The 14,391-nt window shown below is 45.2% G+C and carries 12 protein-coding genes; 6 read left to right on the top strand and 6 right to left on the bottom strand.

Features of this window, described 5'->3' with window-relative positions; all coding sequences use genetic code 11:
- Positions 1-33: 33 nt before the first annotated feature.
- The 6 genes from tnpB to N5E84_RS11270 all read right to left on the bottom strand — a co-directional run bounded on the left by tnpB (position 34) and on the right by N5E84_RS11270 (position 7,399).
- A complete protein-coding gene (gene tnpB, locus N5E84_RS11295; RefSeq protein ID WP_019283195.1) occupies positions 34-387 on the bottom strand; it encodes an IS66 family insertion sequence element accessory protein TnpB in 354 nt (117 codons plus the stop codon).
- Complete coding sequence (gene tnpA, locus N5E84_RS11290) at positions 384-704, bottom strand: IS66 family insertion sequence element accessory protein TnpA (RefSeq protein WP_019283194.1); 321 nt, start codon at positions 702-704, stop codon at positions 384-386. Before tnpA ends, tnpB begins: the two co-directional genes overlap by 4 nt.
- Positions 705-945: 241 nt before the next feature.
- A complete protein-coding gene (locus N5E84_RS11285) occupies positions 946-2,739 on the bottom strand; it encodes a PglL family O-oligosaccharyltransferase (protein ID WP_019282039.1) in 1,794 nt (597 codons plus the stop codon).
- A 34-nt stretch (positions 2,740-2,773) separates the two neighbouring features.
- On the bottom strand, positions 2,774-5,596 hold the full coding sequence (gene uvrA, locus N5E84_RS11280) for an excinuclease ABC subunit UvrA (protein WP_026029161.1): 2,823 nt from the start codon (positions 5,594-5,596) through the stop codon (positions 2,774-2,776).
- 168 nt (positions 5,597-5,764) lie between these two features.
- On the bottom strand, positions 5,765-6,634 hold the full coding sequence (gene galU, locus N5E84_RS11275) for a UTP--glucose-1-phosphate uridylyltransferase GalU (RefSeq protein ID WP_019282038.1): 870 nt from the start codon (positions 6,632-6,634) through the stop codon (positions 5,765-5,767).
- 117 nt (positions 6,635-6,751) lie between these two features.
- Positions 6,752-7,399, bottom strand: a complete 648-nt coding sequence (locus N5E84_RS11270) for a LuxR C-terminal-related transcriptional regulator (RefSeq protein ID WP_029388192.1) — start codon at positions 7,397-7,399, stop codon at positions 6,752-6,754.
- Positions 7,400-7,684: 285 nt separating this feature from the next.
- Here N5E84_RS11270 and N5E84_RS11265 point away from each other — a divergent pair, with 285 nt between their 5' ends.
- The 6 genes from N5E84_RS11265 (at position 7,685) to mshL (ending at position 14,388) form a co-directional block, all read left to right on the top strand.
- Positions 7,685-8,215: a single-stranded DNA-binding protein gene (locus N5E84_RS11265; RefSeq protein WP_019282036.1), complete on the top strand. Its 531-nt coding sequence runs from the start codon at positions 7,685-7,687 to the stop codon at positions 8,213-8,215.
- 129 nt (positions 8,216-8,344) lie between these two features.
- On the top strand, positions 8,345-10,333 hold the full coding sequence (gene csrD, locus N5E84_RS11260; RefSeq protein ID WP_029388191.1) for an RNase E specificity factor CsrD: 1,989 nt from the start codon (positions 8,345-8,347) through the stop codon (positions 10,331-10,333).
- 12 nt (positions 10,334-10,345) lie between these two features.
- Positions 10,346-11,788 (top strand): hypothetical protein, encoded by a 1,443-nt coding sequence (locus N5E84_RS11255; RefSeq protein WP_019282034.1) that lies wholly within the window; start codon positions 10,346-10,348, stop codon positions 11,786-11,788.
- Positions 11,785-12,429 (top strand): type II secretion system protein GspM, encoded by a 645-nt coding sequence (gene gspM / locus N5E84_RS11250; RefSeq protein ID WP_019282033.1) that lies wholly within the window; start codon positions 11,785-11,787, stop codon positions 12,427-12,429. The genes N5E84_RS11255 and gspM overlap by 4 nt, the downstream gene beginning before the upstream one ends.
- Positions 12,419-12,745: an MSHA biogenesis protein MshK gene (locus tag N5E84_RS11245; RefSeq protein ID WP_017043833.1), complete on the top strand. Its 327-nt coding sequence runs from the start codon at positions 12,419-12,421 to the stop codon at positions 12,743-12,745. The genes gspM and N5E84_RS11245 overlap by 11 nt, the downstream gene beginning before the upstream one ends.
- 14 nt (positions 12,746-12,759) lie before the next feature.
- Entirely contained in the window at positions 12,760-14,388 is a 1,629-nt protein-coding gene (gene mshL / locus N5E84_RS11240; RefSeq protein WP_069212137.1) for a pilus (MSHA type) biogenesis protein MshL, read from the top strand.
- Positions 14,389-14,391 lie beyond the last annotated feature (3 nt).

Below are 14,391 nucleotides of genomic sequence, written 5' to 3'. Positions count from 1 at the left end.
GTTAATGCTTGGTGGATATGGCTATATTATCGCTTAAGTCATTGTAAAATCGTTTATTCTAACGGGTTTATGGCCGATAATCGTGAAGCCAGAAAGCAGTCTGTCAAGCTCGAATTGAGTTAGGGTAAACACCTCATTTTGCTCTTTTGATGGCCACTTGTACTTGGCTTTTTCAAGGCGCTTGTACCAAAGAGCAAAGCCTGTTTTATCCCAGTACAGCACTTTGATTTTGTCGCGCTGTTTGTTGGTGAACAGGAACAGTGCGCCGCTGCCCAAGGGCAAGTCGGTGTCATTTTCGATAATCGCAGCGAGGCCGTTGATGGACTTTCTAAAATCGACGCTTTCGCGATAGAGATAGATTTCGGGAGCACTGAGCATACGTTTCATGACAGCGCACCGATAAGCTCTGCGAGATAGGTCGCTGGCGTGCCTTGTGGGATGCTCAGTTCAACATCATTGACGAGCAGCGTCATATTGGCAACGACAACGTGAGTGGCTTGATACTTTGTGGTCTTTTCAACGACTTCTGCTTTAACAAAGCCAACCGTGTTCGGTTTTTCGATGTGCTTTAACTGTTGGCGCTTAGCGTAAAAAGTGGAGAGGCTCAGTCCGTTACGTTCACAGAATAATCGTTGTGATAGTTGGCTGGATTCATAGTGTTCGAACAGGGTTCGCCATTCTTGGTTAGTGCGTCGTTTGGCCATTTCAAATCTCCTTTGGGTTGGAGGTTTGATCTTATTATTCGGGCTAGGTGATTAGAATGCGGGGTTTATGACGCGCTTACATTTCAGCGTTGCTACCATGGTGTTGGATTTTCCACCAGTGACGTAAGCCACCCATCCTGCAGTGAGATCTACTGGTTGGAGTGTGAAATAAGCCCAACGGTCAAAAGCTTTCTCTATTTTTGGGAAAGCTTTTTTTATGAATAAGGCTCATATGATCGATTTAATCGGCAGACGAACGATCAGCCGAACTGGTTGGCGGGCTATACTGCACCTCACTGAAATCCATATTGGGGAACAAAAATGCGGCTTCGGAGCGAATTTGCTCGGCGCGGCTTTCGTCACCAATACCTTGGTAAGCCAAGATCAGATTATTGTAAAAAGCAGGACGCGGTTTATGTTTTATGATGGCCAATGACCAGTCGATGTATGGCGTAATCAATTTAGGATCTTGATTATACAGGCCAATGTTGAGGTAAGTGCTGTAGACATCCCAATCAAAACGGTCTTTCCAAACCACAGGGTTCGTCACCTTTTGTAGGATATCCGGGTTCTTGGGTTGAGATTTCTCAAATTGGGTAAGCACGTAATTACTGTGCAGTGCGCTGAGCATATAAAAGCCAGTCAAAATCGGCACTACTAAAGTCAATACTCGAAATAGGGATTTACTGATAAGGCCAAAAGGGGCCGAACGGTATTTAGCCACGCGTTGATCAACCCAAAAAAGCAGAATAATGAAGGTTATCCAATGAATGGCAGAATGGTAAAATGGGTATTCGAGTTGGCTGTGCAACACGATAGGGATGAAAAGGGCGAACATCGCAAGCCTGGTCCCTTTCTTGGCCGAATACATCCGCATGAGCACGAAAAGCATGGCCAGTGTGATCCCTAGCACAGGTAACAAACCGCCTTCCACCGCCCAGAATAGTAATTCATTATGAGGATGATCCATCGACGCTAACCCCGGTTGGTAGCTAGGGTTTAATTGGTGTTGCCTTGCAGTATAAAGCAAATATTCAGATTCAAACTTGCCATAGCCATAACCCGTGAAGGGTTTCTCTATGACCATATCGATGGTTTGAGGAAAGGTATAACGGCGAGGGCTCTCTAAATCAGCCTTATTCTCTAGAAAATCGCCCGTGCCTTGGGAATAGACAGCGACAAACCCTAAAGCAATACCCAATAGCGTTGCAGCGCTCCATCCCCAAAACCGTTTAGGCGTCGAAAATTTAAATAGGTAAGGCAGAACAAAAAGCGTGCCGAGTACCGCGCCAATCCAGCCAGTGCGCGAGGCTAATATCACCAGCAACGGTGCAGTGAGCAGTGGAGTGACATAAAGTAGGCTCACTTCGCTAACATGCTGGTTGTACTTTTTCGGTTGACGAGCCAGTAAATAGCCGGACATAACTAGCCCTGTCGCGAGAAAGCTCGCCATCACATTCGGTTGCTGAAAAATGCCGTAAGGGCGGTTGATGAGGGTGTTGTAGCCAAAAATATTATCGGGTGAAAGCAAAAAGTATTGGTACAGACCAAATAGAGTTTCAATCAATACCGCGAGTACGATAAACCAAAGTAATCGCTGCTTATGTTTGTTACTAAAACGAAATTGTTGCAGCAATACAAAAAAAAGCAGCCCAGTCCATAGTCCTAACATTCGACTCAACGACGACTCAATTTGAGCATTCGTATAAAGCAGCGGAATCGTCATGATGGTACAACTGATGAAAAGACCGATGGTCAGTTTGGAATAGCGTAACCTACGGTTAGATGCGAGTTGATACAGACCTAATGAGAGCGTAAAACTAAGGGCAAGCCAAGTGGTTGGATTAAAAGATAAAGCCAGACCTGAGCCACCAGGGTTGGGCATAAAAAAATGCATTGCCAGTAAATAGAGAATGCCAATCGAAAGCAAAAAGGGTTTGTTTAAGGGGATGGCGGGTGTTTGTGCTTCAAGTTGTGTACCGCTTAGATGCAATGTTGCCATAGGTCTCGCGTTCCAATTAAAAGAAACCAGCAACCACTTGCTGGTTTCTTTACTTTACCGTTTTTTTCTATTTCAACATAGGCTTAAGAAAGCGTGCTGTGTGTGAACCTTCGATCTGCGCCACATCTTCGGGCGTTCCTTGAGCAATAATTTCGCCGCCGCCTTGTCCACCTTCTGGCCCTAGGTCGATCACCCAGTCTGCGGTTTTGATCACATCTAAGTTGTGTTCAATTACCACCACGGTATTGCCGTGGTCGCGCAAGCGATGCAGTACGGTCAAGAGCTGTTGGATGTCATGGAAGTGTAAGCCTGTCGTTGGCTCATCCAAAATGTACAAGGTTTTCCCTGTATCGCGTTTTGATAGTTCACGAGCCAGTTTGACGCGTTGAGCTTCGCCCCCTGACAATGTCGTCGCCGCTTGTCCGAGGCGTATGTAGGATAAACCCACGTCAATCAAAGTTTTGAGTTTGCGAGCGATCATCGGTACGGGCTCAAAAAAAGCGTAAGCATCTTCGACGGTCATCTCCAACACTTCATCAATCGCTTTGCCTTTGTAGCGGACTTCCAATGTTTCACGATTATAGCGTTTGCCCTTACACACATCGCATGGCACGTAAACATCGGGTAAAAAGTGCATTTCAACCTTAATCACACCATCACCTTGGCATGCTTCGCAGCGTCCACCGCGTACGTTAAAGCTAAAACGACCCGGTTTATAGCCTCGAGAGCGAGACTCTTGAGTGCCCGAAAATAGCTCACGGATCGGTGTGAAAATGCCCGTATAGGTGGCCGGGTTTGAGCGGGGAGTTCGGCCTATCGGGCTCTGGTCAATGTCGATGACCTTATCAAAATGCTCTAACCCTTTGATTTTTTGATATGGAGCAGGCGTTGCTGTGGTGGCTCCATTTAAGGCCGTATGAGCAATTTTAAAAAAGGTATCATTAATTAAGGTTGATTTACCGGAGCCTGAAACTCCTGTTACGCAGCTAAATAAGCCAACAGGAATTGATAAATCAACCGTCTTGAGGTTGTTACCCGACGCGCCGATAAGCTCCACCGTTTTCTTGGGATCTCTCGGGGTACGCACGGTAGGAATCGCAATTTTTTTTGCGCCGCTCAGGTACTGTCCCGTGAGCGAATTAGGGTTGGAAATTATGTCATTCACATTCCCTTCTGCGACGACTTGCCCACCATGCACACCAGCGCCGGGGCCAATATCAATTACATGATCGGCCATACGAATGGCGTCTTCGTCATGTTCTACAACTAATACCGTGTTGCCTAGATCGCGCAAATGCGTGAGCGTTTTTAATAGCCGTTCGTTATCACGCTGGTGGAGCCCAATCGATGGCTCATCTAAGACGTACATTACCCCAACGAGTCCAGCGCCAATTTGGCTCGCTAAGCGAATCCGTTGTGCTTCGCCTCCTGACAGGGTTTCAGCACTCCGAGAAAGGTTGAGATAATTCAACCCAACGTTGACGAGGAAATGCAAACGGTCATTGATCTCTTTCATTACTTTTTCAGCAATTTGTGCTCGTTGGCCTTCTAAATCAAGAGATTGGAAAAATTGCAAGGCATCGGCAATGCTCAGTTCCACCACTTCCGGGAGCGCGGTGTCATTGATAAATACGTTGCGAGCTTCGATGCGTAAACGGGTGCCATTACAACTGGTACAAGGCTTAGTCGAGATGTATTTCACCAAATCTTCACGGACAGAGTTAGATTCTGTATCGCGATAACGCCGTTCAAGTGTATTGAGAATGCCTTCAAACGGATGGCGTTTAACCCGAATATCACCACGATCATTAATGTAGTTAAACTCAATCTCAGTTTTCCCCGAGCCTTTCAAGATGATTTCCTGAACCTTTTTAGGCAGTTTGTTAAATGGGGTATGTAAATCAAAATCATAATGCGCAGCGAGTGACGTGAGCATCTGGAAGTAGTAGTAATTTTTCTGATCCCAGCCACGAATCGCTCCTTGCGCGAGGCTGAGTTGGCTATCTTGGATAACGCGTTCAGGGTCAAAATATTGTTGTACGCCTAAACCATCACAGGTGTGGCATGCGCCCGCTGGGTTATTAAATGAAAACAGCCGAGGCTCTAACTCCTGCATACTGTAGCCACAGTGTGGACAAGCAAAATTGGCTGAGAATACAATCTGTTCGCCTTCACCATCCATATCAGTAACCACAGCAATACCGCCTGACAACTCGAGCGCTGTCTCAAAGGATTCGGCTAGGCGTTGCTGTAGGTCAGGACGAACTTTGAAGCGATCAACCACCACTTCAATGGTGTGCTTTTTGTGCAGTTCAAGGGTTGGTGGATCAGTCAGATCGCACGTTTCACCATCAATACGGGCGCGGATAAAACCTTGCGCGGCCAAGTTTTCCAGCGTTTTAACGTGTTCACCTTTGCGCTCTTTCACAATCGGTGCAAGCAGCATCAGCTTTGAACCTTCAGCTAACTCCAATACCTTATCAACCATCTGGCTGATGGTTTGGGCGCGAAGTGGCACTTTGTGCTCAGGGCAACGCGGCTCACCGACTCGCGCATAAAGCAGACGTAAGTAGTCATAAACTTCAGTAATGGTGCCAACCGTAGAACGAGGGTTATGCGAGGTTGACTTTTGTTCAATAGAGATAGCCGGTGAAAGACCTTCAATATGGTCAACATCCGGTTTTTCCATCAAAGATAAAAATTGGCGTGCATAGGCAGACAGTGATTCAACATAGCGGCGTTGGCCCTCTGCGTAGAGTGTATCAAAGGCGAGAGACGACTTCCCCGAGCCTGATAGCCCTGTAATCACTGTTAATTTATCGCGTGGAATGGTCAGGTTGATATTTTTCAGGTTGTGGGTTCGAGCGCCCCTAACTTCAATTTTGTCCATCATCTAGGCTCTATGTAACACAAGTTAGGCAAGTATTGCATAGTGTGAGTTTTGTGCAAATAGATACTGGATAAAAAAACAGTAAATAAAAACCACGGAACTTGCCGTGGTTTTTATTGGGGAGGCGCTAGGTTACTGACGCACTAGGTGACTAACGCATTAGCTTACTTAAGCTTTATGAGTCGAATGTTTATCCAGCGCGACTTTTTGTTCGTTCTTTTTGTACATGTTTTCAAAGCAGTAGTTAGTGGCTTCGATATAGCCTTCTACGCTACCGCAGTCAAAGCGTTGGCCTTTGAATTTATACGCCAATACACAGCCTGATTGCGCTTGTTTGAGTAGCGCATCGGTAATTTGAATTTCGCCACCTTTCCCCGGCTCTGTTTGCTCAATCAGATCAAAAATATCTGGGGTTAAAATGTAGCGGCCAATGATGGCTAAATTGCTTGGTGCGGTGCCTGGTTCTGGTTTTTCAACCATGTCATCCACTCGGAACAGATCGTCTTTGATCATTTCACCGGAAATAACACCGTATTTATGTGTTTTGTTTTCAGGCACTTCTTGAACGGCAACAATCGAGCAGCGGAACTGTTTATACAGAGCGACCATTTGTGCCAAAACACCTTTTTCTTGATTGACACATAAGTCATCGGCCAGCACCACCGCAAAAGGTTCATCGCCGACTAACTCTCGACCCGTTAAAATCGCATGGCCTAAACCTTTCATTTCACGTTGGCGAATGTAGGTGAAGTTGGCGGTATCAATGATTTCACGAATATCAACTAGTAGCTCCTCTTTGTTGGTGCCACTAATTTGATGCTCTAGCTCATAGTTTTTATCGAAGTGATCCATGATCGAGTGTTTTCCACGCCCAGTCACAATACACATCCCGGTCATTCCGGCTTGAATCGCCTCTTCAACACCATATTCGATCAAGGGTTTATTGACGACTGGCATCATCTCTTTGGGCATTGATTTTGTCGCTGGAAGAAAACGTGTACCGTAGCCAGCGGCTGGGAATAGGCATTTTTTGATCATGCTATAACCTTATTTTTATTTGAATTGTTAATTGATGGCGCAACCTTATCATGCTTTATGAAACGCTATCACCACTAAAGCGGTGAACTCAGTTAAATTCTGCGTGAAAGCACATAATTAAGACAGAATATTTTGATTGGCCCACGCAATCGCTTGGACCCTATTTTTGACCGATAGCTTTTTGAATATTTGGTAGAGATGTGATTTGACCGTGAATTCACTGATGAATAAATCTTCCGACATTTGGTTATTCGATGCGCCAGTTTGTAAGCAGCGGAGGATCTGTATTTCGCGGGCGGTTAAGTCTGTAATCACTTGAGCAGTATGGGACTCAAACGCGTAGCGATAGTAGTGCAGTAACTGACTTACAGCGTGTCTGGGTAGCCAATTTTGTCCGTTAATGATTTCACCAAGCCCAAATGCAATTTTATCTAGGGTGTCATTTTTATAAAATAGCCCCTTTAAATGGCCAAAGGTTAATAAGTCATTCGTGGTTAATCTTTGCAACACATTGATAAGGATCGTTTCATGATGCTGACTGCTTAATGGGCAGTTTCCCAAGCGTTGCTGCAGTAGCGCATAATCGGCATGGTCAATCATCAATATTTTGTGTTTATCTGAACAATACGCTTGGCGCAGGGTTTCGGGCTCAATTTTAGGAATGGGCAGCCCAAGCCGATCGGTTAAATGGTCAATATAAGGGTGTTCTTGCTCTTTATCTAAACAGAGAAAGTAAATGGTGCGGGTATAGTTTGCTTTTCTCATGGTCACTTCCTTTTGACGAGAATGTTAGACAACTGTCTAGAAAATGACGGAAATTAGGTTATAAAGCCAACGAGATAAATAAAATTGCGCTTAGTTTCATATAGTAAGGTAACTGAGTGTTTTGTCATCCTTAAATTAGAGGTAGTGGTTCTAAAAAATAGGAAATTGAGCAAGATTGTGAGATGAATTTTGACAACTATTTCTGTGAAGATTTGTGCCTCGCATAAAGCGTGGTATCCTAGTCAGCTATTTAAAGAACACTCATGATGGAAGACGGAGCAAAACATGGCAAGCCGTGGAGTAAATAAAGTTATTTTAGTGGGTAACCTAGGTAACGACCCAGAAATTCGTTATATGCCTGGTGGCGCTGCTGTGGCAAATATCACCATTGCAACGTCAGATTCATGGCGTGATAAAGCAACTGGCGAGCAACGCGAAAAAACCGAATGGCACCGTGTTGCGCTGTTTGGCAAATTAGCCGAAGTTGCTGGTGAATACTTACGTAAAGGTTCACAAGTGTACATTGAAGGCCAGCTACAAACTCGTAAGTGGCAAGATCAAAGCGGACAAGATCGTTATACCACCGAAGTTGTCGTACAAGGTTTTAATGGTGTGATGCAAATGTTGGGTGGCCGTGCTCAGGGTGGTGCTCCAGCGCAAGGTGGAATGCCACAACAACAGCAACAAGGTGGCGGATGGGGGCAACCTCAGCAGCCTGCGATGCAAAAGCAACCACAGCAACAGTCAGCTCCTCAACAGGCTCAACCTCAGTATAATGAACCACCAATGGATTTTGATGACGACATCCCATTCTAAACGTTCGAATGTCGAAAAAAGCCGCGAAAACCGCGGCTTTTTTATATAGTTATCACTATTAGCATTTTCTTATTTGTCAGCACAGCTTAGTGATCGACAAAGTTTACGTTGAAAAGGAATTCAGCATTCATGCGGTATACACCAACACTGAAACTGAGTACTCGGTTAGTAGCTTTTGTTACGCTCATCGTAACCAGTGCAATGTTCATTTTGTTTATTGGTGGAACTTTGTCTTTTCAACGGCTTGGACAAGAATATCTCAATCACTACCTAGCAGGAATTGTGGAGGTAGTCGATAAAGAAATAGAAGATCCTGATGCCGCTTATTCATTGCAACGTTGGATGCCCAAAATGTTGCAAGCCAGTAGCATTGTTGAAATGCAGCTCTCTTCACCAGCAGGCGTTATTTACCGTTTTAAAGATACCTCGTCCAAAGTCGACCCTGCCCGTTTGTACCATATTGATATTACCCTTGAACGTAATCCAGGCTACAGCATCAGCTTTAAAGCCGTTCCGCCCTATCTCAGTTATAGCTACTCATTGGGTGCCATGTGGTCTATTACGTTGGCAGTTGGTCTCATCGTGTTTTGTTTGATTCGTGGGGTAAAGTGGCTTAAAGAGCAATTGCTTGGATCTGAATTGTTGGAGGAGCGAGGGCGAATGATTCTCGCCGGTCGAGTGGAGCAGTACGCCAAAGGTGATCACCGCGAGTGGCCTTATACGGCGAGTGAGGCGCTTGATGTCCTGATTGATGAGCTGCAAGATGCTCGTCAAGAGCGTAGCCGCTTTGATACTTTTATCCGGACCCAAACCTTCTTAGATAAGTTGACGGGTACGGCCAACCGTGTCCTTTTTGATAGCAAATTGGAATCAGCCTTGTTAGAGAATGGCGCGCGTGGTGGCGTTTTGTTAGTGCGTATCGATGATTGGGATTCTCTGTGCGAAGAAAATGATAAAAAAGCAGCGGATGATCTCGTTGTGGAAGTCGGGGAGAACATCTCTAACGTCATACAGCGTTACCCGGATGTGATTTTATCTCGCTATTACGATACCGATTTTGCCATTTTTGTGCCGCACCAAGGGGTAAAAGAGGTCGCTTCTATTGCTACACAATGTTTGAAGCTTTTAGCGCGCATATCGCCTCCAGAGCCGCTCGATAAAGAAAACTGGTGCCATATAGGTATCAGTATGTACAGCGAAGGCGAGCGGCGTGGTCGAGTGTTGGATGAGGCAGAAACGGCCTTAAAAAGTGCTCAGTTACAGCGAGTGAACACGTGGAGCCGCTTTAAAAAGAGTACTTTTTTCCAAGAGGAACGCGGCAGTGTGCGTTGGCGAACTTTGTTTGATCAGGTGCTGACGCCTGAGAAAATAATTTTATTCCGTCAACCTTGCTATTTGCTTGAAAAGACGAATGATTTAGTATGGCTGCACGATGAGTTGTTTGCGCGTATTGATGATCCAGAACAAGGTATTATAAAAACCTCTCGCTTCCATTCAGCCTTAGAAACTGTAGGTTATGAAATGGTGATGGATCGAGCCGTATTGCTGCAGGTGGTTCGTTTACTCAAACGCTCTGAAGTTAAGGTTAATGTGTCAGTGAACTTGCATGTCGTCCCATTCGCCGATAAGTCGTATTTTAAGTGGTTTCGACATGAATTGCTGCAACTGACCTCGAGTAGCAGAGTACTGCTATCCTTTGAGTTTCCAGAGGGGCGATTAGTACAGCATCTCGATTATATGCGCCCCGTTATTAAGATGATCTCCGGCCTCGGTGCTAAGGTAGTAGTAGGGCAGGCTGGCAGAACGATTGTCAGCACTCACTACATAAAAGATCTTAAGATTGATTTCCTTAAGTTACACCGCAGTTTGATGAAGAAAATAGACCAACGGCATGAAAATCAGCTGTTTGTTCGTAGCATGATCGGTGCTTGTGGCGGTACTCAGACTCAAGTTATTGCGGTCGGTGTCGAAACAGAGCAAGAGTGGCAAACGCTAAAAAACCTAGGCATTCATGGTGGGCAAGGCCGACTGTTTGAAGAAGAACAGCCTTTGTTACCTGAGAAAATAATTAGCCCTAGCGTGACCTTAGGGCGAAGAAATCGTTGGCGTAAAAAATAAAAGCGAACCTATATGAATCTTCAGTCACTGATTGATAAATTAAAACCATCTAAAGCGACGTTGCGGCAATTGTTCGTTGTCGTAAGACCTGATGCTCTCTATTTCTCGGCTTTGGATGATGCGACTTTGCCGACAGAGATCCCGCTTGATGGTGCAACGTGGCAACAGGTACTCTTTCACGCACTCAAACCGCTCAACATCAAGGGTACGGTAATTAACCTTGTCCTCCACGCTCATTTTTATCAAACTTATCAAATAGAAAAACCGCAGTTACCCAAAGAAGAGTGGTCAGTCGCCCTGCCATTTTTATTGAAAGATCTGGTGACAGAGAAAGTCACTGACATCATCGCTGATGCTTTTCCGTTACCCGCAGATAATAAAATTCAAGCCTACGTGGTCTCAAAACGCACGGTATTGGAAGTGGCGTCGCAACTGAGTGCGATGGGTTTAGAGTTAGGCAAAGTAATTCCCGAAGATGAAGTGTGGGCGAGAAGTGCCGGTGATCTTGAGCATTTTTTGCTGCTACAGCGCAGTAAAAACAGCAGTTTTAAGTTTGACGCATTTGTGGATCGAAAATGCTGTTTTCAACGCACAATGAGAGGTGTTGTCTCTCCCATTACTGGTGTCGCCAGCTCGGTTTTACAGCTCGATGGCTTAGCGTTAGAACTGCAACGTTCGATCGATTACCTTTCCTCGCAGCTTAAAGGGGCCTCATTACATCAGCTAAAAGTGCTGTGTGATGAAGAAGCGCAGCAAGAGTTGGTCGATGCATTAAATGAACGCCTAAATGTCAAAGTTTCCCTGCTTGATGAGCGGTTACCGAGTTCGGCGCATCTGCTCGTGGAGCAAGTGACTCGCATTGACGATTCAATGCTCAACTTATACCCGGCGCATCTTAAGCCGAAGAAAGAGTATTTTTCACTCTCCATGGTCTGCGCGATTTGGGGCATTGTCGCTTTAGTGATGCTATTGGTATATGCCAGTTATCAATGGCAAAATAGTCAATTGAAACAGCAGCTACAAGCTAAACAAGCGCAAAATAAAGTCCTTGCTGCTGAATTAGAAACGACCAAACAGAAAGTTGATAAGCATAAGCCATCGGTTGAAAAAATGGCGGCGATTGAGCGTTTGAAGCAGCAAATTAAGGGCAAACAAGCCACATTGGATTCGATTAATGAGTTTGATCAATCACAACAGGTCGGTTACTCAGGAGTCATGCGTTCGCTAGCCACACTCAGCCGTGATGATATTTCATTAACGACCATTACCATCCATCATGAGCAGCTCGATTTGCAAGGCTTGGCTAGAGAGGCGAAAGATATTCCAAACTGGTTAAGTCAGTTTAAAAGCGAACTGAACCTAGTGGGACGTAGTTTTGAAAAGTTAAAAATTGCGCGCAATGAGCAAGGCATTCTCATCTTTGAGCTTAAAACTAAAGCGGAGGATAGCCAATGAATTGGCAGAGCATCAGCAACAAATTCTTAGCCATCAGTTCGCGTGAAAAAATGTTGATCGCCCTGTGTGGCTTAGTGGTGATTACACTGCTCTTGTTTAGCTTGTTACTCGAACCCGCGATGAAATCGGTGGCGGCTAATCGGTTACAGCTTCAGTCTGTTGAGCAGATGAACCAGCGAATGCAAGGTGAAATTCTGTTATTGACTGCTAAGCTTAATAAAGATCCGAATCAAGAGATCAATCTAGAATTCAAACAGTTAATGGCGCAGAGCCAAACTCTCTCGCTTGAGCTGGTAGCATTGGTTGATTCACTGATTACACCCGCGAAGATGGCGCAATTGCTTGAAAGTGTTTTGGCAACCAGCCCAGAGTTGACGTTGGTCTCCATGGAGTCATTAGCAGCAGAGCCGATTGCAAATAACAACCAATCATCTGAATATTCAGGCTATTATGTTCATCCTGTGAGATTGGAGTTCACCGGTAATTACTTCGCGATATTGAATTATTTGACCAATTTAGAAAGTTTACCGATGAAGTATTATTGGCGTCATTTCCAATACAAGGTAGAAAATTACCCCCAAGCCAGAGTCATTATGGAAGTGTACACATTAGGCATTAGACAGGAGTTTATTGGTGGTTAGATCCGTTTTTTCACTACTGTTGATGTGTGTTGTATGCAGTAGTTGGGCAGCGCAAGATCCTACCGCGCCATTAGGTTGGGCGAGTGAGAGCGCATCACCTGTCAATAAAATAGAGAGTTACCCGCTACCTAGGTTGCAAAGTATTGTATGCCAACAAACCATACCTTGTGTGGCAGTGCTTAACGATCAAGTGGTTGGCATCGGAGAGTCGCTATTTGGCTACACAGTAGAAGCCATTGAACCACAGCAAGTGACCCTTTCTCGCAGAGGAAAGACGTGGGATTTAGGCCTCTTTTCTCTGGACATCAAGCAGTAAGGTATAGAAATCGTATGCGTAAAATCGTATTAGGCGTAGTCATCGTATCCTTAATGGGCTGTTCTATGGGGCATCGCGATCCAGTTGAGATGAAACAGTCTTTGAATCAGGCGATTAATGAAGCCAACAGCCGAAATCTAGCCGTTCTACCGGCCTCCGTAGAAGCTGACTTGATGCCTGACATTGAGGGAATCACAGCGCGCAGTCAAGAAACGGTTAAACGCTTTCGTATCCAAGCTGATAATGTGGATGCAAGGGTATTTTTTACCAGTTTAGTGAAAGGAACTGAGTTTAGTGCCGCCATCCACCCTGAAGTTACTGGAAGTGTAACGGTAAATCTAACCGACGTGACTTTGGATGATGTATTGGCCGTCGTTCGTGACATGTATGGCTATGAAATTATTAAAAAGGGTAAAGTGATTCAGGTTTACCCATCAGGTCTGCGTACTGTGACTATCCCGGTCGATTATTTACAACTTAAACGTACGGGCCGTTCTTTAACTTCCATCACCACCGGTACGATCACTAATACGGATACCGGTTCTAGTTCCTCGAGTAGTTCTAGCTCAAATTCCAGTTCTAATTCCAATTCGAGTAACTCATCCAGTAATTCGAAAGGTGGAACGGAAATTGAAACCACCAGTGAAAGCGATTTCTGGCCGCAGCTTGAAAAAGCCGTTGCACAGCTGATTGGCTCGGGCAAAGGTCAAGGCGTTGTTGTCACGCCACAAGCGAGCGTAATCACTGTTCGAGCCTACCCAGATGAAATACGTGAAGTGCGAGAGTTTTTAGGCATTTCTCAGCAACGTCTGCAGCGACAAGTGATCCTTGAAGCAAAAATTTTAGAAGTCACCTTGAGCGATGGTTACCAGCAAGGGATCAATTGGTCAAATATGTCCTTTGGCAATGGTGATGTTGTGATTAATAAGGTCGGTAGTGCGGCCTCGTTACTGCCGGGGATGGATGCGATTGGCACTCTGCTGCAAGGCCAAACCAATGTCACCATTTCAGATGGCAGTTTTAAAGCAGTGCTTAACTTCATGGGAACTCAAGGGGATTTGAATGTCCTATCCAGTCCAAGAGTCACCGCTGCTAATAACCAAAAAGCGGTGATCAAAGTCGGCACCGATGAATACTATGTCACTGACGTAACGGGTGTGGTTGGTAATGGCGATAACTCCAATGTTGCACCAGATATCCAACTAACGCCTTTTTTCTCGGGTATCTCGCTTGACGTGACGCCACAAATTGATGACCAAGGCAATGTGCTATTGCACGTGCACCCCGCTGTGATTGAAGTCGACGAGCAGACGAAACAAATTGAATATGCAGGCAACCAAATTGTGTTGCCATTAGCGCGCAGTACGATCCGCGAATCAGACTCGGTAATCCGTGCACAAGATGGTGACGTGGTGGTGATTGGTGGATTAATGAAATCCAACACCTCCAATCAAGTATCTAAAGTCCCTTTTTTGGGGGATTTACCCGGTTTAGGGTATCTGTTTCGTAACACCTCTGAGCTGACTGAGAAAACCGAATTGGTGATTTTGCTTAAACCAACGGTTGTGGGTGTTAATACGTGGCAAAAAGAGCTCGAACGCTCGCGTGAACTACTACAGGAGTGGTTCCCAGACGAAGAATAAACA

Origin of the sequence: Vibrio sp. J502, assembly GCF_025397955.1 — a bacterium.
Lineage (GTDB): Bacteria > Pseudomonadota > Gammaproteobacteria > Enterobacterales > Vibrionaceae > Vibrio > Vibrio anguillarum.
The sequence above is the reverse complement of the archived record's forward strand: the minus strand, read 5'-3'. Positions and strand labels throughout refer to the sequence as shown.

Excerpts from the sequence above, each read along its gene's own strand:
- tnpB (WP_019283195.1), bottom strand. The coding sequence starts at position 387 with ATGAAACGTATGCTCAGTGCTCCCGAAATCTATCTCTATCGCGAAAGC.
- tnpA (WP_019283194.1), bottom strand. The coding sequence starts at position 704 with ATGGCCAAACGACGCACTAACCAAGAATGGCGAACCCTGTTCGAACAC.
- uvrA (WP_026029161.1), bottom strand. The coding sequence starts at position 5,596 with ATGGACAAAATTGAAGTTAGGGGCGCTCGAACCCACAACCTGAAAAAT.
- galU (WP_019282038.1), bottom strand. The coding sequence starts at position 6,634 with ATGATCAAAAAATGCCTATTCCCAGCCGCTGGCTACGGTACACGTTTT.
- N5E84_RS11270 (WP_029388192.1), bottom strand. The coding sequence starts at position 7,399 with ATGAGAAAAGCAAACTATACCCGCACCATTTACTTTCTCTGTTTAGAT.
- N5E84_RS11265 (WP_019282036.1), top strand. The coding sequence starts at position 7,685 with ATGGCAAGCCGTGGAGTAAATAAAGTTATTTTAGTGGGTAACCTAGGT.
- csrD (WP_029388191.1), top strand. The coding sequence starts at position 8,345 with ATGCGGTATACACCAACACTGAAACTGAGTACTCGGTTAGTAGCTTTT.
- N5E84_RS11255 (WP_019282034.1), top strand. The coding sequence starts at position 10,346 with ATGAATCTTCAGTCACTGATTGATAAATTAAAACCATCTAAAGCGACG.
- gspM (WP_019282033.1), top strand. The coding sequence starts at position 11,785 with ATGAATTGGCAGAGCATCAGCAACAAATTCTTAGCCATCAGTTCGCGT.
- mshL (WP_069212137.1), top strand. The coding sequence starts at position 12,760 with ATGCGTAAAATCGTATTAGGCGTAGTCATCGTATCCTTAATGGGCTGT.